This is a genomic window from Gemmata sp. SH-PL17, from assembly GCF_001610855.1.
Classification (GTDB): Bacteria; Planctomycetota; Planctomycetia; order Gemmatales; family Gemmataceae; genus Gemmata; species Gemmata massiliana.
The window spans coordinates 1,313,330-1,334,290 of sequence record NZ_CP011271.1 but is presented as its reverse complement, the minus strand read 5'-3'; the positions used below and the strand labels follow the sequence as shown (position 1 = coordinate 1,334,290).

The 20,961-nt window shown below is 64.5% G+C and carries 18 protein-coding genes; 4 read left to right on the top strand and 14 right to left on the bottom strand.

Features of this window, described 5'->3' with window-relative positions; all coding sequences use genetic code 11:
* Positions 1-30: 30 nt before the first annotated feature.
* Positions 31-861 (bottom strand): polyprenol monophosphomannose synthase, encoded by an 831-nt coding sequence (locus tag VT84_RS05425; protein ID WP_239465693.1) that lies wholly within the window; start codon positions 859-861, stop codon positions 31-33.
* A gap of 338 nt (positions 862-1,199) precedes the next feature.
* Between VT84_RS05425 and VT84_RS05420 the strand changes: the two genes are divergently transcribed.
* Together VT84_RS05420 and VT84_RS05415 are read left to right on the top strand one after the other, a co-directional pair.
* Complete coding sequence (locus VT84_RS05420; RefSeq protein WP_082838781.1) at positions 1,200-1,928, top strand: zinc-ribbon domain-containing protein; 729 nt, start codon at positions 1,200-1,202, stop codon at positions 1,926-1,928.
* Between the two features lie 302 nt (positions 1,929-2,230).
* Complete coding sequence (locus tag VT84_RS05415; RefSeq protein ID WP_082838780.1) at positions 2,231-3,769, top strand: YifB family Mg chelatase-like AAA ATPase; 1,539 nt, start codon at positions 2,231-2,233, stop codon at positions 3,767-3,769.
* A gap of 125 nt (positions 3,770-3,894) precedes the next feature.
* Here the strand turns inward: VT84_RS05415 and VT84_RS05410 are convergent, their stop codons facing one another.
* The 4 genes from VT84_RS05410 to VT84_RS05395 all read right to left on the bottom strand — a co-directional run bounded on the left by VT84_RS05410 (position 3,895) and on the right by VT84_RS05395 (position 7,314).
* Positions 3,895-4,380 (bottom strand): hypothetical protein, encoded by a 486-nt coding sequence (locus VT84_RS05410; protein ID WP_082838779.1) that lies wholly within the window; start codon positions 4,378-4,380, stop codon positions 3,895-3,897.
* A gap of 197 nt (positions 4,381-4,577) precedes the next feature.
* Positions 4,578-4,925, bottom strand: a complete 348-nt coding sequence (locus tag VT84_RS38100) for a hypothetical protein (RefSeq protein ID WP_157469202.1) — start codon at positions 4,923-4,925, stop codon at positions 4,578-4,580.
* A 117-nt stretch (positions 4,926-5,042) separates the two neighbouring features.
* Positions 5,043-6,089 carry an N-acetylmuramoyl-L-alanine amidase gene (locus tag VT84_RS05400; protein WP_082838778.1) on the bottom strand — a complete coding sequence of 349 codons (1,047 nt, stop codon included), beginning with the start codon at positions 6,087-6,089 and terminating at the stop codon, positions 5,043-5,045.
* 187 nt (positions 6,090-6,276) lie between these two features.
* The gene (locus VT84_RS05395; protein WP_162271600.1) at positions 6,277-7,314 is read right to left on the bottom strand and encodes a DUF3500 domain-containing protein; all 1,038 of its coding nucleotides are present in this window, start codon (positions 7,312-7,314) and stop codon (positions 6,277-6,279) included.
* Positions 7,315-7,423: 109 nt separating this feature from the next.
* Here VT84_RS05395 and VT84_RS05390 point away from each other — a divergent pair, with 109 nt between their 5' ends.
* Positions 7,424-8,815, top strand: a complete 1,392-nt coding sequence (locus VT84_RS05390; protein WP_052560597.1) for a sigma-54-dependent transcriptional regulator — start codon at positions 7,424-7,426, stop codon at positions 8,813-8,815.
* Between the two features lie 71 nt (positions 8,816-8,886).
* Positions 8,887-10,449, top strand: a complete 1,563-nt coding sequence (locus tag VT84_RS05385; protein ID WP_082838776.1) for a tetratricopeptide repeat protein — start codon at positions 8,887-8,889, stop codon at positions 10,447-10,449.
* A gap of 11 nt (positions 10,450-10,460) precedes the next feature.
* Here VT84_RS05385 and VT84_RS05380 read toward each other — a convergent pair whose 3' ends face one another.
* The 9 genes from VT84_RS05380 to VT84_RS05340 form a co-directional block, all read right to left on the bottom strand.
* On the bottom strand, positions 10,461-10,964 hold the full coding sequence (locus VT84_RS05380; RefSeq protein WP_162271599.1) for an NYN domain-containing protein: 504 nt from the start codon (positions 10,962-10,964) through the stop codon (positions 10,461-10,463).
* A gap of 482 nt (positions 10,965-11,446) precedes the next feature.
* Positions 11,447-11,638, bottom strand: coding sequence for a DNA gyrase inhibitor YacG (locus VT84_RS05375; protein WP_082838774.1), 192 nt, complete (start codon positions 11,636-11,638; stop codon positions 11,447-11,449).
* A gap of 58 nt (positions 11,639-11,696) precedes the next feature.
* On the bottom strand, positions 11,697-12,050 hold the full coding sequence (locus VT84_RS05370) for an FmdB family zinc ribbon protein (protein WP_052560594.1): 354 nt from the start codon (positions 12,048-12,050) through the stop codon (positions 11,697-11,699).
* Between the two features lie 96 nt (positions 12,051-12,146).
* Positions 12,147-12,656, bottom strand: a complete 510-nt coding sequence (locus VT84_RS05365; RefSeq protein ID WP_052560593.1) for a nucleotide exchange factor GrpE — start codon at positions 12,654-12,656, stop codon at positions 12,147-12,149.
* Positions 12,657-12,764: 108 nt separating this feature from the next.
* On the bottom strand, positions 12,765-13,913 hold the full coding sequence (dnaJ, locus tag VT84_RS05360; protein WP_052560592.1) for a molecular chaperone DnaJ: 1,149 nt from the start codon (positions 13,911-13,913) through the stop codon (positions 12,765-12,767).
* Between the two features lie 238 nt (positions 13,914-14,151).
* Complete coding sequence (gene groL / locus VT84_RS05355; RefSeq protein ID WP_052560591.1) at positions 14,152-15,837, bottom strand: chaperonin GroEL; 1,686 nt, start codon at positions 15,835-15,837, stop codon at positions 14,152-14,154.
* Between the two features lie 124 nt (positions 15,838-15,961).
* Complete coding sequence (gene groES, locus VT84_RS05350; RefSeq protein ID WP_052560590.1) at positions 15,962-16,273, bottom strand: co-chaperone GroES; 312 nt, start codon at positions 16,271-16,273, stop codon at positions 15,962-15,964.
* A gap of 139 nt (positions 16,274-16,412) precedes the next feature.
* On the bottom strand, positions 16,413-18,158 hold the full coding sequence (groL, locus tag VT84_RS05345; protein WP_082838773.1) for a chaperonin GroEL: 1,746 nt from the start codon (positions 18,156-18,158) through the stop codon (positions 16,413-16,415).
* Positions 18,159-18,381: 223 nt separating this feature from the next.
* Positions 18,382-20,958 carry a protein kinase domain-containing protein gene (locus VT84_RS05340; protein WP_082838772.1) on the bottom strand — a complete coding sequence of 859 codons (2,577 nt, stop codon included), beginning with the start codon at positions 20,956-20,958 and terminating at the stop codon, positions 18,382-18,384.
* Between the last annotated feature and the right edge of the window lie 3 nt (positions 20,959-20,961).

The window sequence follows — 20,961 nt, the reverse complement described above, 5'->3', positions numbered from 1 at the left end:
TGCAGGCCGGGTTCGCCCAACCGGTGGGAATTACACCCGGCGCTGTTCGAGCCCGAACACGTTCCGCAACCCGATGTAGAGGATCATGCTCATCGACCGGGCGGCTTCCTTTTTGTTGACCTTGCTCACCCCCGCGCGGCGGTTCTCGAACAGGATCGGGTATTCGCCGAGCTTCGCCCCGGACTTATAGCACCGGAACAGCACTTCCTGCTGGAACGAGTACCCCCGCGAGCGCACGCGGTCCAGTTCCGCGTCGCGCAGCATGCTCACGCGGTAGCACCGGAAGGCGCCGCTGGCGTCCTTCACCGGCATCCGGAACGTGAGCCGCACGAGGGCGTTGACGGACTGGCTGATGACCCGGCGCGGCAGCGGCCAGTTCTCGGTCCCGCCGCCGTGAACGTACCGCGACCCGATCATCACATCGTTCTTGCTCATCCCGGCGAGGATGCCGGGGAGGTAGCGGGGCGGGTGGCTGAAGTCCGCGTCCATGTTCAGGAGGTAGTCGTAGTCCCGCGCCATCGCGAACTTCATCGCGGCGAGGGTCGCGGTGCCCAGCCCGAGTTTGCCCGGGCGGTGGAGCACCTGGATGCGCGGGTCCGATCCCGCGAGTTCGGCGACGATGCGCCCGGTCCCGTCCGGGGAGTTGTCGTCGATCACCAGCACGTCCGCGTGAGGCACGACCTTGTGAATATCCGCGATCAGCGCCGCGATGTTCCCGGCCTCGTTGTACGTGGCCAGTGAGATGAGGAGGCGCGGTTCCCCGGTGCGGGGCGAAGCGGCGGGCGCGGTCTGCGCGGGGGTGGGATCGATCGCGCCGGTGGCGGGCATCTCGAAACTCGGGTTATCGGACGCGAAGGTCACGGGCGGCTCAAGAGTGGCTTGCGACACAGCGGCACCGGGGAAGTTTGGGTTCAAGTTTCGGGTTCGGGTTCCGGGCGAGCGAACAGTTACAGTCAGAACCGGGCCGCGTCCGGCGGGTTCCAGGGGCGCTCACGTCGTGTTTGGAAATCGGAATTTGAACCCTGAAACTTGGAACTTTGCATTCCCCGCCTCTGGTAGAGTGCCGAGCGGATACGCTATTTTCTAGGATACTGATCCCATCCCGGCCGATTTTATGCCCGCGCGTTCGGGTTTTCGTCGCCAGGTCCGCCGGAAAAGGTCGAATCACTGCGTTGCAGCCGAGAGAACGAGGGGCGCTTATGCCGACCGTAACTGAGATCCCGTGCCCGAATTGCGACACGACGCTCAAGGTGCCGGACACGGTGCTGGGCAAGAAGATCAAATGCAAACACTGCGGCCACCCGTTCGTGGCGGAGGAGCCGGAGCCGGCCCGACCCGCGAAGAGCGCGAAGCCGGCGAAGCCCGGTGGAGTGGGGGTTCAGGCCAAGAAGCCGGAGCCGAAGAAAGAGGAACCGAAGCCCGCGGACGCCCCGTACAAGTTCCAGGACGATGACGACGATGACGGCGGCGCGAAGCCGAACCCGCTCGGCGTGATCGCCGAATCCGACGTGGCCCGGTGCCCGCACTGCGCCCAAGAACTCGACCCGCCCGACGCGAAGGTGTGCATCCACTGCGGGTTCAACAACGTGACCCGCGAGAAGGCTGAGCAGAAGAAGGTGTGGGCGCCGGAGTTCGGCGACTACATGAACCACCTGGGGCCGGGCATCATCGGGCTCATCATTTGTGTCGCGCTCATCGTGCTGGACGCCATTTGTCTGCTCAACATGCGCGACTGGATGACGGGCACGTTCCTGGAGTCCGATCAAGCGGACCCGACCGACCCCTCGCGTAAGGCGATGCTCGTGAAACCGGGGGCGTTCATCACGCTCATCTGGGCAGCCACAATCATGCCGATCATCCGAACCGGCCGGTTCGCCATCAAACGCCTCGCGATCGACAACAAGCCGATGGAGCGCCTCAAGAAGTAGTTGGCGGAATTGGCATTGGGCAAGCGGCCGGTTGTCTTGCGCCTGATGAAAAGGCAATTTTTGACAGGATTAACAGGATCGACAAGATTAAGAATGCAATTTGCATTTGGTTCTGATCCGGTTGATCCTGTTAATCCTGTCAAAAACGCTTCTTGTTTTCGCTTCGTTCATACCGGCCGTTCGCCCGTACCGGTGCATTGGAGCTGAACCGGATCACTTGCGGCTGATTTTGACACTCGCAATTCTGCGGGCTTTCGCACATCATATTGCATTCGGCGCTGGGGACTCACCGAAGGCAATCCATGCTCGCCCAATTGAACACATTCGCGCTGCTCGGGATCGATGCGGTTCCGGTTCAGGTCGAGGTCGATACGTCGCCGGCCCAGCAGCCCCGAACGGTGATCGTCGGGCTGCCGGAAATGGCGGTGCGGGAGAGTATTCACCGCATCGAACGGGCGCTGGTGAACCTCGGCTACCGACTGCCGACGGGCCGCACCGTTGTCAATTTGGCGCCCGCGGACTTGCGGAAGGATGCAGGGGCGTTTGATCTCCCTATCGCGCTCGGTCTGATCACTTCGTTGGGGCAAATCGTCGCCGACCGGATCGAAACGTTCGCCATCGTCGGGGAACTCGCGCTCGACGGGACCGTGCGCCCGATTGTTGGCGCGCTGTCGGTGGCAATGGAGGCACGTGCCCGCGGGATCAGCAAGCTGATTGTGCCGTCGGCGAACGCGCGAGAAGCGTCCGTCGTGCGCGAGGTGGAGGTGTACGGCGTCGGTTCGCTCGCGGAGGCTGTGGGCATCGTGACGGGGTTGGCGCCGATCGACCCGGTTTCGCCCCCAACCGACGACATCGAAGCGAACCTCAACAAGTACGCGATCGACTTCGCGGACGTGAAGGGGCAGGAATTCGCGAAACGCGCGCTGACCGTTGCCGCGAGCGGCGGGCATAACGTTCTTATGCTCGGGTCTCCCGGCAGCGGAAAGACGATGCTCGCGCGCCGGCTGCCCACGATTCTGCCGCCGCTCACGCCGAACGAGAGCCTGGAGACGACGCGGGTGTACTCCGCGGTGGGGAAACTCCAGCCGGGCGAAGCGCTGCTCTGCACGCGGCCGTTCCGCAGCCCGCACCACACGATCAGCGACGCGGGGATGGTCGGCGGTGGGGGCGTCCCGCAACCGGGCGAGATCTCGCTCGCGCACCACGGCGTGCTGTTTCTCGACGAGCTGCCCGAGTTCAACCGACGGAGCCTCGAAGCGCTGCGTCAGCCGCTCGAAGAGGGCCGCGTGACGATCAGTCGCGCCGCACACTCGACCACGTTCCCGGCCGACTTCGTGCTCTGCGCCGCGATGAACCCGTGCCCTTGTGGTTTCCTGGGCGATCCGAAGAAGCCGTGTAAATGTGCCCCGATTGCCGTCGAGAAGTACATGGGGCGGGTCTCAGGCCCTCTATTGGACCGGATTGACCTCCACATCGAAGTGCCGCCGGTTCCCTTTGAAGACCTCTCGAAACCCGGCGACGGCACCGGGAGCGCGGCGATGCGCGAGCAGGTGTTCGCGGCGCGTGCGATTCAGGCTCAGCGGTTCGGCAGTAAGGCCGGCGGACTGAACGGGCGCATGACCTCGAAGCAGATTCGTACCTACTGTGTGCTCGACGCCGACGGCCAAACCACGTTGAAGGAAGCGATGGAGGCGCTGGGGCTATCCGCGCGTGCCCACGACCGCATCTTGCGCGTCGCGCGCACCATCGCCGACCTCGCGGCGAGCGAGCGCATCACGCAGGACCACGTCGCCGAAGCGATTGGCTTCCGGGCGCTGGACCGCAAACTGTGGGAGCGCTGATGCAATTTGAGGGCGTCTACAGCCAAACATTTATCAGCGGAGTCTGTTCCCGGTGCTCGATTCGTTCCATCCGCTTGCCCCCACAGTGCTCTGTTGCGAGGGCAAGCATCTCCTGAGCCTGTTCGTCACTTCACGGTCGCCCCGTTCGTATTCTTGATCCGGTTATAGATGCAACGTCCCGCGTTGTGCTCGTTCCCAGACTCGTACTTAATGTCCTTTACATCAATCAGTACTTTTCCACTAAATGTGAAACTGTATTTTGCCGTAATCACGCCGTTAATGTTGGAGTCGTGAGTTCCGACCTCGGCACCAGCTTCGTAGTTTTTCTTGCGGATTCGAGCCTTGAAGGAGTACTTGATAACCCCTTCTCCAGATTCCCCCGGATCAGTCACTTCAAGCGTTCCAGGGTAGGTTAGCGTGTTGTACGTAGTGCCTCCGCTCGGAGGGAACGTGCTGCCCTTACTACCCTCTGTGCCTTCATCGACGGTGTCCTTGATTGTCAGAATGCTGACTAGCTTGTCTTTCCACACTTTGGGAGGCTGTAGGCTCTCCATCACCGGTGAACTGGTCAGTGACGCCGCTGCAGTAATCGCATAAAGGGCTGCAAACATGCCTTCCTCCTCGGCCTTGGGTTGCGGACTGACTCTTTAGTTGAAATTCAACTCCGTAAGAGTCATTAACCCTATGCAACAGCCATTGCCGTGCCGCTCAGTGGTCAGATGGGGTTTCATTTGTAAATTCTGTTGTTTAGGGCAGTTGTACCTGGGCTGTTGCTTAATGCTCCGAGCCGGTGGCGAGATGAAATGACTCATGAGGTGGGCAGGGTGTGCGACTGTGGCACTATGGAGCCAATCTTCGTTCCGCTGCGCGCTGCCGAATGGATTCTCGCAGGAGATTGGGGCGAGTTGGATTTGACGAACCCTGCCAGCAGACGGAAGGTTGTCTTCAGACCAGTTTGCTCCGTGACATCTTCGGCAACCCCTTTCGTCCTGTCGCACTCGAACCTTCTTGGCTTACCTCGGTCGTTTGCGCCCTTGCCGAAGGCATTTACCAAGATCGTGCCTTTGACCTGATGCCGATCCTGGCCGACGCCCTCCAAGACGCCGGTTGTGATAACGATGACATCCTCAATCACTGCCGGCAGCCCGGTGAGCACGCCCGGGGCTGTTGGGTCGTCGATCTGGTTTTGGGCAAGGAGTAGCGCGTCGAAGAGATCATCGAAGTCCGTGACACGCGCCCGGTTCCCATAGAGCCGGGCGCCCGACGATTCGCGTCACTTCGCCTTCGGCACCCGTACCTCGTTCACGATCCCGTACAGCTTCATCGCCACCAGCATGTCGATCAACTGATTGTGGAGCTTCTGGTCGGCTTCCCCGGTCAACTTGATCCGCTCCCCGGTGCTTTCCGCCTTCACAGTGAACAGCGCTTTCGGATCAGTGGCTATCACTTTGCGGAACGCTTCGACGTATTCGCCCGCTTTCGCCGCTTCGTACTTCCCGCCCGGGGCGACGGTGTCGAGGAGAGCTTTCATTCGCTCCTTGTGAGCCGGGTTCAGGGCGATCGCGGTGTAGGTCTTCGGGTCGCGGGGCTTTGCCGCTCGGTCCTTCGCGAGCTTCTCCCGGAGTGCGACCAGCGCGGCCTGGTGGGTGGTCCAATACTTCACCGCTCCCTTCGCGATCGCCGCCGCTTCCTTCTTCGGGTACTCGGGCCGGGTCGAGAGGTCGTCGAAGTCTCGGTTGGTCATGAACCCGGATTCGGCGATGGTTCCCGGGATCGGTGTCTCCCGAAGAATGTGGTAGCTGCCCTTGATGAGCGCCCGCTTCGGTCCGGGGACCGCTCCGTCGAGGGCCTCGTTCACCCCTCGGGCGATCGCTTCATACAAGGTGTCGTCGGCCGCGTTGTGCTTGTACAGGGCCGTGTGACCGGTCGCGCTCGCGGCGCCCGCGTTGTGGTGAACGGACAGGAAGAAGTGGCACTCGTGGTGCTCGAAGAAGTCGATCCGGGCGTGAAGCTCGTCGGAGTTGCTCGACCCTTCCGGGCTGAGCCGGTGGTCGCCCACGCGGGTCAGGTGGACCGTTGCCCCTTGGTCCTGAAGGATCTTCGCGAGTTCGAGCCCGACTTTGAGATTGAGTTCACCTTCGGTCATCTTCGAGTGCACGCCCCGAGTTCCGCCGGTGTAACTCTTCGAGTACCCCTGGCCCCCGTGCCCCGGGTCGACCACGATCACCGCGCCCTTGAGCGGCGGGTCGGCGGCGAACGCACTTGAGGGGGCGATGATCGAAACCAGAGCCAGGAGCGGGAGCAGCGATCCGCGCAGCATCAATTGGTCCTCGTCCGTTAGCAACTGTCGGGGTCACCCCGTAAAGGCGTCCCTACCTCATAGCAGCCTGAAATTACTGTATTCACGGTGCACGCGACAGACGGGACGTCTGCGGTCCCAGGAAACGCGCCGGGCGGCACTCTCAAGAGTGCCGCCCGGCGCATTTCACTTCAATCAACCGATCGCGTTACTCGCTCAGGCCGAAGTCGATCGGGAGCCGGCGCCACGCACTGTGGATGTGGTTCGCCTGATTCTTCGCGCTGTCGGCCTGCACGTTCAGGAACTCGACGACGAAATCCGGCGCCTGCACGCGGTACGTGTACCCCTCGCCCGGCTTCGGGCTGCCGCTGTAGGCGAAGAACAGCTTCGTATCAGGCGTCGCCTTCACCTTCTTCATTTCGGTGTCGGCGAGTTCGTCCGGCATGCGCCCGGCGTAGGCTTGCAGCAGCTTCACGAGCGTCGCCTTCTGGTCCGCGGTGAGCTTGTCCGCGGTGATGCCGACCGGGGCGCCCACGTCCGCCTTGGCCTGCCCCTCCTTGATTTCCGGGAACGCTTTCGGTTGTTTCGCGATCTTGTCCTGCTCCTCGGTGAGTGATTTGATGAGCGCGCGGACGTGATCCTCGATCTCCGGCAGCGGGCGCAGCCCCTTCTTCGCCCCGTCCTTCACTTCGGCCGGGTTCGATGCGAACAGGATCGGCGCGCCGGCCACCACCTCGCCCTTATCGAGCGTGTAGTTCACCGACAGGTGGTGCCCCTCGAACCGCCAGCCCCACTTCCCGGTGCTCGACGGCTCCCCGAACACGCTCACGAAGTACCACGAGGGGTTGCGCGTCATCGCGCTCTTCGGCCCTTCGAGTTCAAGCAACAGGTTCTCCAGCCCGATGATCGTGGTGGCCTGCTCGTACCCCTTCGCGGAGAGGCCGGACTTCAGCAATTCCATCGCGGCCTTTTTCTGCTCCGCGGTCATCTCTTCGAGGCGCGCGCCCTTGCGCGTGAACTTCTTCTCCCCGTCCTGGCGCGGGGTGAAGAACCACGCGGCGCGGTGCGGGTCGGTGAAATCGAAACTGGCCTTCTTCTTCAGTTCCGGCGACAGCGACCCGAGGAACGCGGTCGCGGACGCGGTCATCCGGCTACCGGTCGTTGCGGGCGCGGAGGTACCGACGAGTGCGGCACTCACAACGGCAGCAAAAGTGAGTGCGATAACGGAAATGCGAACACGGGTCATTGGAGAGTGGCTCCTTTCGAGGCAGGTAGGAAACATGTTAATCGGTGCCTCGCCCCGGGGCACCGCTAAACTAACGGAACCGCACTCGTTTTGCGAAGGAACCGCTTTTATGTCCGCCCCGGCCGAACCGCTCCAGATCCTCGTGATCGACGACGACAAGACGCACGCCGAAACGGTGGCCGAGAGCCTGGAGCGCCGCGGGCACGCCTGCACCATCGCGACCGGGGGAAAGGCCGGCGTCGCGAAGCTGGAGCAGACGCCGTTCGACGTGGTGCTCACCGACCTGAAGATGGCCGACCTACACGGGTTGGAGGTCGTGGAGCGGTGCAAGCAACTGCGCCCGGATGTCGACGTGTACGTCATCACCGGGTTCGCGGAGATCGAAACCGCGGTCGAGGCCATGAAGCGCGGGGCGGCCCACTACCTGCGCAAGCCACTGAACCTGGCGGAACTGCGTGCGGTGGTCGAGAACTCCGCCAAGCGCGTGGGCACGCTGCGCGACCTGCGCCGGCAGATCGACGAGAAGTTCGGCTTCGAGGGCGTAGTCGGCAACAGCCCGAACATGCAGAAGGTGCTGAAGGCGCTACGGGCTTACGCGCCCTCGTCCGCGTCCGTTGTCATTTTGGGCGAGAACGGAACCGGCAAAGAACTGGTCGCCCGCTCGCTCCACACCAACAGCCCGCGCAAGGCCAAGCCGTTCACCGCGATGAACTGCGCCGCGCTCAACGAGAACCTCCTCGACGACGAGATGTTCGGCCACGAGGACGGCGCGTACACCGGGTCCAAGGGCGCGCGCAAGGGCCGGTTCGAGCACGCGCACGGGGGGACGCTGTTCCTCGACGAAATCGGCGACATGCCGCTCGCGCTCCAGGCGAAACTGCTCCGCGCGCTGGAGAACGGCGAAATCGTGCGTATCGGAGCCAATGACCCGATCAAAGTGGACGTGCGCATCATCGCGGCCACGAACAAAGACCTCCAGAAAGAAGTGGACGCGGGACGGTTCCGGCAGGATCTCTACTTCCGGCTGAAGGTCGGCACAATCAAACTTCCCCCGCTGCGAGAGCACCGCGAAGATGTCCCGCAACTGGTTTCGCACTTCCTGAAGGACTTCGCCAGGCGCGACAACAAGCCGGTGCCGAAGGTGTCGCCCGGTGTGTGGAAAGCCTTCGAGGGCTATGACTGGCCCGGGAACGTGCGCGAGTTGCGGAACCTGCTCGACAGCATGATGGTCCTCGATCTCGACGGTGAACTCACGCCCGACGACTTCCCGGACGACGCGGGTGTGAAACCGCCCGGCGCGGGCGGCACAACCGTGTCAAGCGGTCCGGACCACCTGATCGGGCGCCCGCTCGACGAGGTCGAGCGCTTCTACATGGAAAAGGCGCTGGAGCTGACCGGTGGGAACCGGGAAGAGGCGGCCAAAATGCTCAAAATCAGCGAGCGCACGATGTACCGCAAGCTGCAAGAATGGAAGAAAGAGAGTGAGAAACCGGCCGAGTGACCGAACTCGCAAATCCGCGAGCGCGGCAACCGGCTTCCAATCACAAGTGCTTACGCCGGTATAATGCTCGTATGGCAAGCGACACCCCTTCCGAAATTCTGATCCTCGTCCGCCGCGGGCACGCTTACACGCGGCGCGGCGAGTACGGGAAAGCGGTCGAGGCGTTCTCCGGGGCCGTCGATCTCGAACCGGCCGACGCCGAACTGTACTTCCACCGCGGGAACGCGCTCGCCGCCGCCGGGAAACACGACGATGCGGTCGCCGACTTCACTCAAGCCATCGAACTGCGGCCGGACTATGCCGAAGCGTACCACAACCGCGCCACCGCCCACGTCGATAGCGGCGACCTCGATTCCGCGCTCGCCGACTACACACGGGCCATCGAACTCGACCCGGACGACCCGGACGCTGTGAACGGCCGCGCGGCCGTGTACAGCCGGCAGAAGAACTACGACGCGGCCTTTGTGGATTACGAAGTGGCGGCGAAGTTAGCCCCCAACACGTTCCGCGTGTTCTTCAACCGCGGGAATGCGTACTCGGCGCTCAACCAGCATGAAGAAGCCGTCGTCGATTACGGCACCGCACTCCGGATCAACCCGCGCCACGGGCGGGCCTACCTCTACCGCGCGATGTCGCTCGACGCGCTCGGCCGGACAGACGAGGCACTCAGTGACCTGAGCACGGCCCTGCGGCTCCAGCCGATGAGCACGGAAGCGTTCTGGCAGCGGGCGCGCGTTTACGCCGAGCGCGACGAGCACGCGAAAGCGGTCTCCGACTTCACCTGGGTGCTGAAGATCGACCCGAAGCACTCGGACGCATTGAACCTGCGCGGCGTCTCCTACGCGGAACTCGAAGACCACGTCAAAGCGATCTCGGACTTCACCAAGGCCATCACGATCGATCCTGCCGACGCCGCGCCGTGGTTCAATCGTGGTCTGTCGCACCTGCGGCTCCGGAACACGCAGCCCGCGATCGAAGACTTCACGGAAGTGATCCGACTCACGCCCGACGACCCGGCCCCGTTCGTACAGCGCGGGTACGCTTTCCACGAACTGCGTGACACCGCGCGGGCGATCGAAGACTTTACCCAGGCGATCGCGCTGCGTCCGGATAGCGCGCGGGCGTACTTCGGCCGCGCGCTCGCGAACCGGCGCGGGGGCGATCTTCACGCCGCGCTCTCCGACGCATCGGCCGTGATCGAGCGGAACCCGCAATCGGACTCCGCGTACAACCTTCGCGCGTCGCTCCGGTACCAGCTCGGTGATTTCGCACCGGCGCTCGCGGACCACCTGAAAGCGGCCGAAATCGACCCGAACGACGCGGCTACACTCAACCACGTTGCCTGGGTGCGCGCGACCTGTCCGCAGGATGATCTGCGAGACGGCTCCGCGGCCCTCCGCGACGCGCTCCGGGCGTGCGAACTCACCAACCACGAGGCGCCCGGCTACGTGGACACGCTCGCGGCGGCCTACGCGGAACTCGGCCGGTTCGAGGACGCAGTGAAATGGCAACAAAAGGCGGTGGAACTGGTTCCAGACGCGAGCAAGCCCGACTACGAAACGCGACTGGCGCTTTACCGCGAGAACAAACCGTTCCGCGATCGGATCGAAATACCGCCCCCGCCGCCAGTATAACGCCGGACCGTTTACGGTTTCGGCTTCGGTTTGCTGAACGCTTCCAGAAACTCGTTCAGTTCGTCCGGGGTGAGTTCGGGCTTGTCCGGCTCCTGTGGAGGTGCCACAACGCCCGAATACTCGGGAACGGTACTAATCAACCAGTCGGTAAACTCCTGACACGACGCGACGCCACAATCCGCGCGCCGGGCGGCCTCGCGGACGCGCGAGTCGTTCGACACGACCGTGACCGTGTGCGGTTTCTGCTCGACCGCAACGAGTTCCTCGATCACGTCATCTGCAGTGCGCTGGTACGCGAACCGCACTCGCACCCTGCGGTGGGTCATTTCGAGTGAGGGCGCCGGTGCATCCTGGGCGTCGAACACCACGCGAACCGTGACTGCACGCCCCTTCACACCGTCGGCGAGCCAGTCGAGGAACCGCGTGCGCGCGCGCTCGAATTGCGCGCACGGGGTCTTGCGGTTCACGAGGCCGACCGCGTGCATCAGGTTGTAGCCGTCGATGAGGAACGTCACGGCGCACCGGGGTTCGCGCTCGGGTCGTGGGGACCGTTCGCTCCGCGAGCGGTGTTTCCGTGCGAGTGTGATCCGTTCGGGTGGGAGAGGCGGCGCTCGCGTTTTCGTGAGCGCCGGAACCTTTAAAACGAGCCGCGACCGCAAGGGAGCGGGAAGCGCCACCATTCCCTTGCGGTCGCGGCTCGTCGTCCGAGATCCGAAACCGCTCGCGGAGCGAGCGGACCACATTCAATACAAGGGCACATTGCGCTTTGCTTGTGGCACGGGCCTCTGGCCTGTGGAGGCACTCACACAGGCCAGAGGCCCGTGCCACCAAACCAAAGACCAGACCTTACATCACCACAGCAAGGACACACTAACAGCATAGCCGATCTTTCCCGGCGCGCCACAAAACGCCGAAGGCCGCGCGTCGCGACGCACGGCCTTCAAGCGTTATCTATCGTAAATCGGCCGGAGGATCGGCCGTGGGAACAACGAGCGGGTCAGTCGGCGTCGTCGGGCGCGCTAGAAGAAGCGTCGTCCGGCGGCGTTGGGTCGGGCACGCGATATTTTCCGTCGAGCCAGCGCCCCAAATCGATCTTGCGACACCGTGCGGAGCAGAACGGATAGTCCGGATACTCCTGCCAACTTCCCGGCATTACCGCGTCACAGGTCGAGCATTGCACCTTATTCATCGGTTCCGCCTTCTCCCGACTTCGGGAATTCTCCCGACAACCCGGACAACCCGCTCCGTCACTTCCCCTTCTTCTTCGCGCCCCCGCTCTTGCTCTCACTTTTGGTTTCGGTCTTCGGCGCGCTCTCGGCCGCGGGCGCCGGGGTTTCGGCCTTCGCTTCCTTCGTCTCGGTCTTGCCCGCCCCGCTGTCGCCCTTGTCGCCGGCGCCGTCGTCCTTCTTCTCCCCCGCACGACGGTAGTCGGTTTCGTAGAAACCGCCGCCCTTGAAGATGATCGCGCCGCCGCCCCCGAACAGGCGCTCGAGTTTGTTCTTCTTGCACGCCGGGCACTTCGTCAGCGGCGCGTCCGAAAACTTCTGAAGCTCGTCGAACGTGTGGCCACACGCACTGCAGCGGTAGTCGTATGTCGGCATGTTGCGGTTTCGGGTTCCGAGTTGCGGGTTTCAAGTTGGGTACCGATCCACGGTCCCAGGTTCCGCCAACTTGGAGCGGGAACCCGGAACTCGAAATCACGCTTCGCTGGCCACGATCACCGACGCCGGTCGCAAAACGCGGTCGTGCAGCATGAACCCGTGCTGGAGCACCTGCACCACCTGCCCGGCCGCGAACTCGGTTCCGGGTTGCTGCATCACCGCCTGGTGCAAGTTCGTATCGAAATCTGCCCCCGGTTCGCACACGATCCGCGTGATGCCGTGCCGCTTGAGGGCGTCGAGGAACTGCGCCGCGGTCGCGGACACGCCCGTGGCGAGCGGCCCGGTTTCGCCGGCGCGTTTCACGGCGTCGAGCGCGCGGTCCAGGTTGTCGAGCGGCGCGAGCAGGTCGCGGGCGAGCGACTCCGCCGCGTACTTGCGCTCGACCTCGACGTCGCGCAGTAGCCGCTTGCGGGCGTTGTCGAAGTCCGCGAGTTTCAGTCTGTAGTTGCTCAGCTCCTGCTCGGTCGCTTCCAGTTTCGCGCGCACCGCCGCGAGTTCGGAAGGGTTGTCGACAGGGATCGAATCGGGGGGTGTTTCGTCGGCCATTCGTGGAACCCTGGGGCGGAGTCAGCGCGTTCGTTTGTGTGAAATTGTGTTCGTTAGCACAACGAGGGAGCGTGCAAAATTCGGACCACCTTGCGAGTTACAGGTGTCTCACTTCTTCTCTTCTTTTGGAGGGTGGTCACCGCTCACGAGATCCTTCAATTTACCGAAAATTCCCTTCCGCGGGCCGGGGGCAAGGGTGCCCTCTAGGTCCGCGAGTTTGCGGAACAGTTCCTCTTGCTCCGCGGTCAGTTTCGTGGGCGTCTCGACCACCAGTTGCACGAGCAGGTCGCCCTTGCGCCGGGCGTCGTCGAGCCAGGGCATCCCGTGCCCCGGTACGCGGACGACGGTCGCGTGCGTCTGGCTCCCGCGCGGCACCTCGATGGTCACCTTCTGATTCGTGAGCGTGGTGATCTCGATCGGGCCGCCGAGCGCGGCCTTGCTGAACGTGATCGGGCACTGGCAGATCAGGTTGTGCCCGTCGCGCTCGAAGCTCTTGTGCTCGTGAACGCGGATCACGAGTTCGAGATCCCCGCGCGGCGCGCCGGGTTCGCCCGCGTGCCCGCCGTTGGGGTAGGTGAACCGGATGCCGGTGTCCACGCCCGCCGGGATGTTCACCGTGACCGGCTCGCGCACCTCGACGCGCCCGGCCCCGCGGCACGTCGGGCACGGGTCCGTGATGACCACGCCGCGCCCGTTGCACCCGCGGCACCGCATCCGCGTCGCGATACCGAACCCCGTGTCCGCGACCTCGTACCCCTGGCCGCGGCACCGGCGGCACTGGGCCGGCTGCGTACCGGGCTTCGCGCCGCCCCCGGCGCAGTCGCGGCAGTTCTGTTCCGACGGAACGGTGAACGTCTTGCTAACGCCGGTCGCGGCTTCGAGCAGATCCAAGTCGAGAACCGCGGCGATGTTCTCCCCGCGGCGCGGGCCGCGCTGCCGGCGCCCGCCACCGCCACCACCGAACAGCCCACCGAAGAAGTCGCCCAGGAAGTCGCCCAGGTCGACGCCCTCGCCCCCACCGGCCCCGCCCTGCACCCCCGCGTGCCCGTGCCGGTCGTAGCGGGCGCGCTTGTTCGGGTCGTTCAGTATCGCGTAGGCCTCGTCGACCTCGGCGTATCTGATTTTGGCTTCGTCGTCGCCAATGTTGCGGTCCGGGTGGTACTTCTTCGCGAGTTGCCGGTACGCCTTGGTGATCTCCACCTCGGTGGACGTGCGGATCACGCCCAGCACCTCGTAGTAGTCGCGCTTCTCGGCCATAGGAATTGGGCGGTGAACTGGGGGTAATTGAACGACACAATACCCATCATAGGCGGCACACGGTAATGGGTACACAGACAAGCACAGGGCTTCCGCCCTGTGCTACGGAAGACGGCCCCTCCGGGGCGGAAGACAGAAACACCCACGAACCAGCTCAGGTGTCCTTCTCTTCGCCCCGGAGGGGCCGTCTTCCGTAGCACAGGGCGGAAGCCCTGTGCCCTTGACTTTACCCATACGATCAGGCGATCGCCCCGGCGACTTTGGACTTCTTGTCGTCCTCGTCGATGCGGGTGACCATGACCTCGGTCGTCAGCATGAGGGCGGCGATGCTGGCGGCGTTGGTCAGCGCGCTGCGGGTGACGCGGAGCGGGTCGAGCACGCCGGCCTTGAACATGTCGACGTACTTGCCGGTGTTGGCGTCGTACCCGATGTTCTGGTCCTTCTCGCCGCGGGTGGTCACCTCGTCGGCCACCACCGCGCCGTCCACGCCGCCGTTCTCGGCGATGGTGCGGATCGGCTTCTCCAGCGCGCGGGCCACGATCTCGGCCCCGATGCGCTCGTCGCCCTTGAGCTTCTCGCCCGCGGCCTCGACCACCGGGACGCACCGGAGCAGGGCCACGCCGCCGCCCGGGACGATGCCTTCGGACACCGCGGCCCGGGTCGCGTGCAGCGCGTCCTCGATGCGGCCCTTGGTCTGCTTCATTTCGGCTTCGGTCGAGGCGCCGACCTTGACGATCGCCACGCCGCCGAGGAGCTTCGCGAGGCGCTCGGAGAACTTCTCCTTGTCGTACTCGCTCTCGGTCTGGTTCATCTGGGTGCGGATCGTCTGGGCGCGGGCCTTGATCGCCTCTTCGCGGGCCTCGTCCGGGTCCACGATGATGGTGCAGTTTTCCTTGTCGACCGACACCTGGGTCGCGTGCCCGAGCAGCGCGAACACGCGCGGTTGCGGGCGGGCGCCGCGCTGTTGCTCGGCGGGGCTGACCTCTTCGAGGCTGTCGAGCTTGATCCCGAGGTCTTCGCTGACGAACGTGCCGCCGGTGAGGACCGCGATGTCTTCCATCATGGCCTTGCGGCGGTCGCCGAAGCCGGGCGCCTTCACCGCGCACACTTCGAGCAACTGGCGCAGCCGGTTCACCACGAGGACCGCGAGCGCTTCGCTCTCGACGTCTTCGGCGATGATGAGCAGCGGGCGGCCGGCCTTCGCGACCGCGTCGAGCAGCGGCAGCATCTCGCGCACGTTCGAGAGCTTCTTCTCGAACAGCAGCACGGAGACGTTCTCGTGCTCCCACTTCAGTTCCGGCGTGTTCACCACGAAGTACGGCGAGATGTAGCCCTTGTCGAACTGCATCCCCTCGACGAACTCCAGCACGGTTTCGGAGGTCTTGCCCTCTTCGACCGTGATGACCCCGTCGCGCCCGACCTTCTCGAACGCCTCGGCCATCAGCGAGCCGATCTTCGGGTCGTTGTTGGCCGAGATCGCGGCCACCTGCTGCATCTCTTCCTTCTTGGAGAGCTTGCGCGTCAGGTTGTCTTCGAGGTGCTTGACCGCGGCGGCCACGGCCTTGTCGATGCCGCGCTTCACGGCCATCGGGTTGGCGCCGGCGGTGATGTTCCGCAGCCCTTCCTGGTAGATCGCGAGCGCCAGGACGGTCGCGGTGGTGGTGCCGTCGCCGGCCCCGTCGCTCGTCTTCTGGGCGACCGCGTTCACGAGCTTGGCGCCCATGTTCTCGAACGGGTCGGCGAGGTCGATCTCCTTCGAGACGGTCACGCCGTCCTTGGTGACGGTCGGGCCGCCGAACGACTTATCGATGATGACGTTGCGGCCGGTCGGCCCGAGCGTCGAGCCGACCGCGCGGGCCAGCTTCTCGGCGCCGGCCAGGAGCTTCTTCCGCGCGTCGTCGGTGTACAGCAGTTGCTTCGCCATTGTGTCTCCAGGAAGTTGTTCACCGCAGAGAACGCAGAGGGCGCGGAGAGAAAACGTGAGAGTGCGGAACCTCGTTCTCGATCTCGGCGTTCCCTGCGCCCTCCGCGGTGAAACGGGTTTTGAATTACTTGTTGAGCTTGCCGAGGATCTCGGACTCGCGGACGATCTTGTATTCCTTGCCGTTCACTTCGACGTCGGACCCGCTGTACTTGCCGAACAGCACGACGTCGCCGACCTTCACGGCCAGCGCGGTGCGGGCGCCCTTGTCCGAGAGCTTGCCCGGGCCGACCGCGACCACCTTGCCCTGTTGCGGCTTCTGCTTGGCGGTGTCGGGCAGCAGGATGCCGCCGGCCGACTTTTCTTCCGCCTCGGTCGGCTCCAGCACCACGCGGTCGTCGAGCGGCTTCAGGGTCAGTTGCTTTTCTGCTTTGGCCATTTCTGTGCTCCGGTTGAATCTTGTCGGAACCCGGGGCGTCGCCCCGAGGAGTCGCAGTTCTTCGGTCTGATTTTGTATTCACCCGATCGGGTGACACGTCGCCCCGGGAGAGCGTCCCGGGGCGAACGAATGTTGCCTACTACATCATCCCCGGCATGCCACCCATCCCGCCCATCCCGCCCATCCCGCCCATTCCTCCCATGCCACCCATCCCACCGCCGTGATCGTGGTCGTGGTGGTCGCCGCCGGCCTTCTTCGGCTCGGGGATATCGGCGATCATGCACTCGGTGGTGAGGAGGAGGCACGCGACACTCGCCCCGTGCTGGAGCGCACTGCGGGTGACTTTGACCGGGTCGATGACGCCGACCTTGCGGAGGTCGGTGTATTCGCCGCTGTCCGCGTTGTACCCGAAGTTCTTGCTCTCGCCCTTGAGGATCTTGGACACGACCACGGTGCCGTCCGCACCGGCGTTCTCCGCGATCATGCGGCAGGGCATTTCGAGCGCCCGGAACAGCACGCGGGCGCCTTCGCCCTCGTCGCCCGCGAGCTTGCTCTTTTCGATCGCTTTGCGGGCGTTGAGAAGGGCCACGCCGCCGCCGGGCACGATGCCTTCGGCGATGGCCGCGCGGGTCGCGTGGAGGCTGTCTTCGTACAGCGCTTTGCGCTCCTTCATCGCGGTTTCGGTCGCACCGCCGACTTTGAGTTGCGCCACGCCGCCGGCGAGCTTCGCCAGGCGCTCTTGCAGCTTCTCGCGGTCGTACTCGCTCTCGGTCTTGTCGATTTCCCGGCGGATCGACTCGGCGCGGCCCTCGACCGCGGTCTTGTCGCCCTTGCCCTCGGTGACGGTCGTGTTCTCGGCGTCGATCTTCACCTTCTTGGCGCGGCCCAGCGTCCCCTTGTCGTGGACGACCGTCGGCACCGGCCCCTTCGCGGTCTGCGTGACGGCGTCGAGCTGGATCGCGAGATCCTTGAAGATCGCCTTACCACCGGTGAGGATGGCGATGTCTTCGAGCATGGCCTTGCGGCGGTCGCCGTAGCCCGGCGCCTTCACCGCGCACACCTGAACGACGCCCTTGAGCTTGTTCAGCACGAGGCCCGCGAGCGCGTCGCCTTCGATGTCTTCGGCGATGATGAGCAGTTGGGCCTTTTCCTTGTGCGCCCATTCGAGCAGCGGGAGGATCGTCTTGAGGCTGCTGATCTTCTCTTCGTAGATGAGGATGTACGGGTTATCGAACTCGCACGTCACCGTTTCGGGGTTGGTGACGAAGTGCGGCGAGAGGTATCCGCGGTCGAACTGCATCCCCTGGACGACGTTGATCGAGGTTTCGGCGGTCTTGCCTTCTTCGATCGTGATGACGCCGTTGGCGGCGCCGACCAGCTTCATCGCTTCGGCGAGCTTCTTGCCGATTTCCTTGTCGTTGTTGGCCGCGATGCTGGCCACCTCGGTGATGCTCTTGTTGTCCTTCGGGTCGATCGTCTCGGCGATGTTGTGGAGCTCTTCGACGACCTTATCGACGCTCTTCTGGATGCCGCGCACGAGCGCCATCGGGTCGTGCCCGCCGGCGACGCTCTTCAGCCCCTCGCGGAAGATGAACTCGGCGAGGACGGTCGCGGTGGTGGTGCCGTCGCCGGCCACGTCGGAGGTCTTGCTCGCCGCTTCCTTGACGAGCTGCGCGCCCATGTTCTCGAACGGGTCTTTCAGCTCGATGTCTTCGGCGACGGAGACCCCGTCCTTGGTGACGGTCGGCGCGCCCCAGCCCTTGTCGAGAACGGCGTTACGGCCGCGCGGCCCGAGCGTGGAGCGAACAGCACGAGCGAGCTTGCTGGCCCCGGCGAGGAGTTTCTGCCGGGCATCATCGGCGTAGGAAAGTTGCTTGGCTGCCATCGGTCTATCCGCCCGTTGGGAAACGAAAGGGAATATCGTTTTCGCGGGTCACATGCAATGTTTGTGCCGCGAACCACGAGCAACGCAACATGCTACGGAGCAAGACTTTGCCAAAGCGCATCGGCGGAGAGAAACGCCCCGCGGTGTCAGAGTGGCAGGGACCGCGAGCCGGGCACGCGGCGAAATGGCAGGCTCAATAACGGGAACGATTGACGCACACGTCCTACCGCCGGACTTCTCGCGGCGGCGGAGCAATCGTAAGCGGAGGCAACCTCGCGAGGAGCGACGAGTAACGCGGTGGGTTGAGTCGAGCCGCTTCTGTCAATGCAGCTCGTGCGCCGGGGATGTCGCCGGACTTGAACAGCAGGTGGCCCAACAGAGCAAAGGCGTTGGGGTACGTCGGATCAATTTGAGTCGCGGTGCGTGCCCAGCGGATCGCTTCCGGGAGATCGTCGCGGTTGAGGTAAACCGCTCCCAAATTGCTGTACGCCGCAGCGAGTTTCGGATCGAGCCGTATCGCTTCGCGGTACGAGGCTTCGGCGCCTTTCAGATCACCCATCTGGTGCCGGACCAAACCCAAGTTGTCGTGTGCTTTCGCGTCGAGCGGGCTGAGTCGAACGAGTTCGCCCCACGCAGCCGCGGCCCCCGTCCAGTCGCCCTTGGCATACAGTGCAACACCCAGGTTGTTGTGCGGAGACGGGTACGCCGGATCGATGCGGATCGCCCCTCGAAGAGCCGCGATAGCTCCATCGAAATCGCTCTGTGTGTACAGCGCAAATCCCAGGTTATTCCAGGTAGTGAGGTGTTCGGGTCGGAGCGCGCGAGCAGCCTCGTAAGGGCCGATTTGCCGACCGCCCTTCTGCCACAAAGCCAACACGAACGCCAACTGGAAATCGGCCGGGTACCGCCCGCGTGCGGCCGACAACATCGGAACGGGGTTCAAGCCGTTCCGCTCCATCAGTTCGGCCAAACCACCGAGCGCGGTGGACGAAACCGCTGCCGAATCTGCTTCCGCAGCGAGTTTCGCGACGGCGGCTTTGTTCGTGCGAACGGCGGGATCGCGGAACCGGTCGGTCCACGGCCCGGGATCAGCGCGCCGAGCGATTTCCAGCAGTCGCTCCCGAACTTTCGCGTCCGGTTCGTACAGCGCCCAGTCGTCCAACGCCGCCACGGTTTCAATCCGCACACTCGACGCAGTCACCCGCCGCGCCGCTTCGGCGAGATCGAGGGTCGTCACATCCAATCCGCGACCCGCGAACGCCTTTCGATAGCCGGGCGGCGCACTCTGAGTGCTGAACTCGCCCCTCCCGTTCGCGATCACGAACACCCACTTGCGGAATCGCACCTCGTCTAGCTCGGTGACGAACGACAAATCGGCTCGCGCCTGCTCGACTTCCGCGAGTCGTTCCGGCGCCCCTCCCCGAGCCAAATTCTCAGCTTGCGAGAGTGCGGCACGCGCCTGGCCGAACTTGTACTGCCCCCGGAGATCCGCCGCGAGCCGCAGGCTGGCCTCGACGCCTTGCTGCGCCTGTGCGCTCTTGTTGCGAGCCTCGGCGTCGCGCTCGCCCACGAGCCGCGCCTCGACCGCCCGGCGATCCGCCTCCAGGTGTTGGCTGTCCGCGAGTCGCTCGGCCTCTTCGCGCTGGGCCGTGAGTTTCCGCTCGGCCGCCTGCCGGTCCTGCCACCACGCGACCGCGCCGCCCCCGGCCACCATCAGCAGCACCGCGAACGCCAGTGCCAACTGAACGCGCCGGCGCTTCCGCTGCTCGATCAGTCGCGCCTCGGCTTCGCGCCGCGTGTTCACCGCTTCGGCTGTTCGTGCTTCGGCCGCGGCGCGATCGCGTTGGGCGCGGCTCAGGCGCTCCTCGACGCCCGCCCGGTACGCACTCACGGCCTCGGCCACGGCCGCACCGTCCGGGTACCGGTTACTCGGATCGGGCGCCAAGCACCGGCGCGCGACCGCGATCAGTTCCGCATCGGCCCCGCTCGCATCGAGCTGCGCGAAGCAGTCGCTCAATTGCGCTTGAGCGGCCTTCAGCACGGTGTCGAGGACGGTGTTACCGATGAACGGTGGGTTCCCCGTCAGCATGACGGCCAGGATGCCACCGAGCGCGAACACATCGGCCCGCGCATCGACCGCTTCTCCGCGTGCTTGCTCCGGCGCCATGAACGCCGGCGTACCCTTCACCTGCCCAGCAATCGTCTCCAGAAAATTCGAGGTGCGAACCGCAGGAACGTCGGGGACGGTGTCCTGGTCCGCGTCCCGCAACTCCTTCGCCAGCCCCCAATCCATGACCTGCACTTCACCGAACGCCCCGACCATGATGTTCGACGGCTTCAGGTCGCGGTGAATGATCCCCTGAGAGTGCGCGAAGCCCACCGTCTGACAGATTTGCTCGAACGACACCGGGAGCCGCGGGAGGTCCGTGTGCCGCAATTCCTCGGTGAGCGTGCGCCCGTGGATGAGCTTCATGACGAGGTAGGGGCGCCCGTCAGACAGTGTGCCGAGGGCGTGTACGGGCGGAACGCCGGGGTGCGCGAGCCGGGCCGTGACGCGCGACTCGATCACGAACCGGCTCGCGTCCAGCCCCGCATGCATGACTTTGATCGCCACGTCACGCGCGAAGGCCAGATCGTGCGCGGCGAACACGACGCCCATCCCGCCGCGCGCGATCTCGTGCGACACGGTGTAGCCCGACAACACCGGAAGTGCGTCAGATTCTGGGAGGTGCGGTAGCTCGGTCTGCACCTCGGTCAGTGTTGTCCGCGGTGGGCTTTGGATCGTCGGGTCGTCGGCCATTGG

Excerpts from the sequence above, each read along its gene's own strand:
- VT84_RS05420 (WP_082838781.1), top strand. The coding sequence starts at position 1,200 with ATGCCGACCGTAACTGAGATCCCGTGCCCGAATTGCGACACGACGCTC.
- VT84_RS05415 (WP_082838780.1), top strand. The coding sequence starts at position 2,231 with ATGCTCGCCCAATTGAACACATTCGCGCTGCTCGGGATCGATGCGGTT.
- VT84_RS05410 (WP_082838779.1), bottom strand. The coding sequence starts at position 4,380 with ATGTTTGCAGCCCTTTATGCGATTACTGCAGCGGCGTCACTGACCAGT.
- VT84_RS05400 (WP_082838778.1), bottom strand. The coding sequence starts at position 6,089 with ATGCTGCGCGGATCGCTGCTCCCGCTCCTGGCTCTGGTTTCGATCATC.
- VT84_RS05395 (WP_162271600.1), bottom strand. The coding sequence starts at position 7,314 with ATGACCCGTGTTCGCATTTCCGTTATCGCACTCACTTTTGCTGCCGTT.
- VT84_RS05390 (WP_052560597.1), top strand. The coding sequence starts at position 7,424 with ATGTCCGCCCCGGCCGAACCGCTCCAGATCCTCGTGATCGACGACGAC.
- VT84_RS05385 (WP_082838776.1), top strand. The coding sequence starts at position 8,887 with ATGGCAAGCGACACCCCTTCCGAAATTCTGATCCTCGTCCGCCGCGGG.
- VT84_RS05375 (WP_082838774.1), bottom strand. The coding sequence starts at position 11,638 with ATGAATAAGGTGCAATGCTCGACCTGTGACGCGGTAATGCCGGGAAGT.
- VT84_RS05370 (WP_052560594.1), bottom strand. The coding sequence starts at position 12,050 with ATGCCGACATACGACTACCGCTGCAGTGCGTGTGGCCACACGTTCGAC.
- VT84_RS05365 (WP_052560593.1), bottom strand. The coding sequence starts at position 12,656 with ATGGCCGACGAAACACCCCCCGATTCGATCCCTGTCGACAACCCTTCC.
- dnaJ (WP_052560592.1), bottom strand. The coding sequence starts at position 13,913 with ATGGCCGAGAAGCGCGACTACTACGAGGTGCTGGGCGTGATCCGCACG.
- groL (WP_052560591.1), bottom strand. The coding sequence starts at position 15,837 with ATGGCGAAGCAACTGCTGTACACCGACGACGCGCGGAAGAAGCTCCTG.
- groES (WP_052560590.1), bottom strand. The coding sequence starts at position 16,273 with ATGGCCAAAGCAGAAAAGCAACTGACCCTGAAGCCGCTCGACGACCGC.
- groL (WP_082838773.1), bottom strand. The coding sequence starts at position 18,158 with ATGGCAGCCAAGCAACTTTCCTACGCCGATGATGCCCGGCAGAAACTC.
- VT84_RS05340 (WP_082838772.1), bottom strand. The coding sequence starts at position 20,958 with ATGGCCGACGACCCGACGATCCAAAGCCCACCGCGGACAACACTGACC.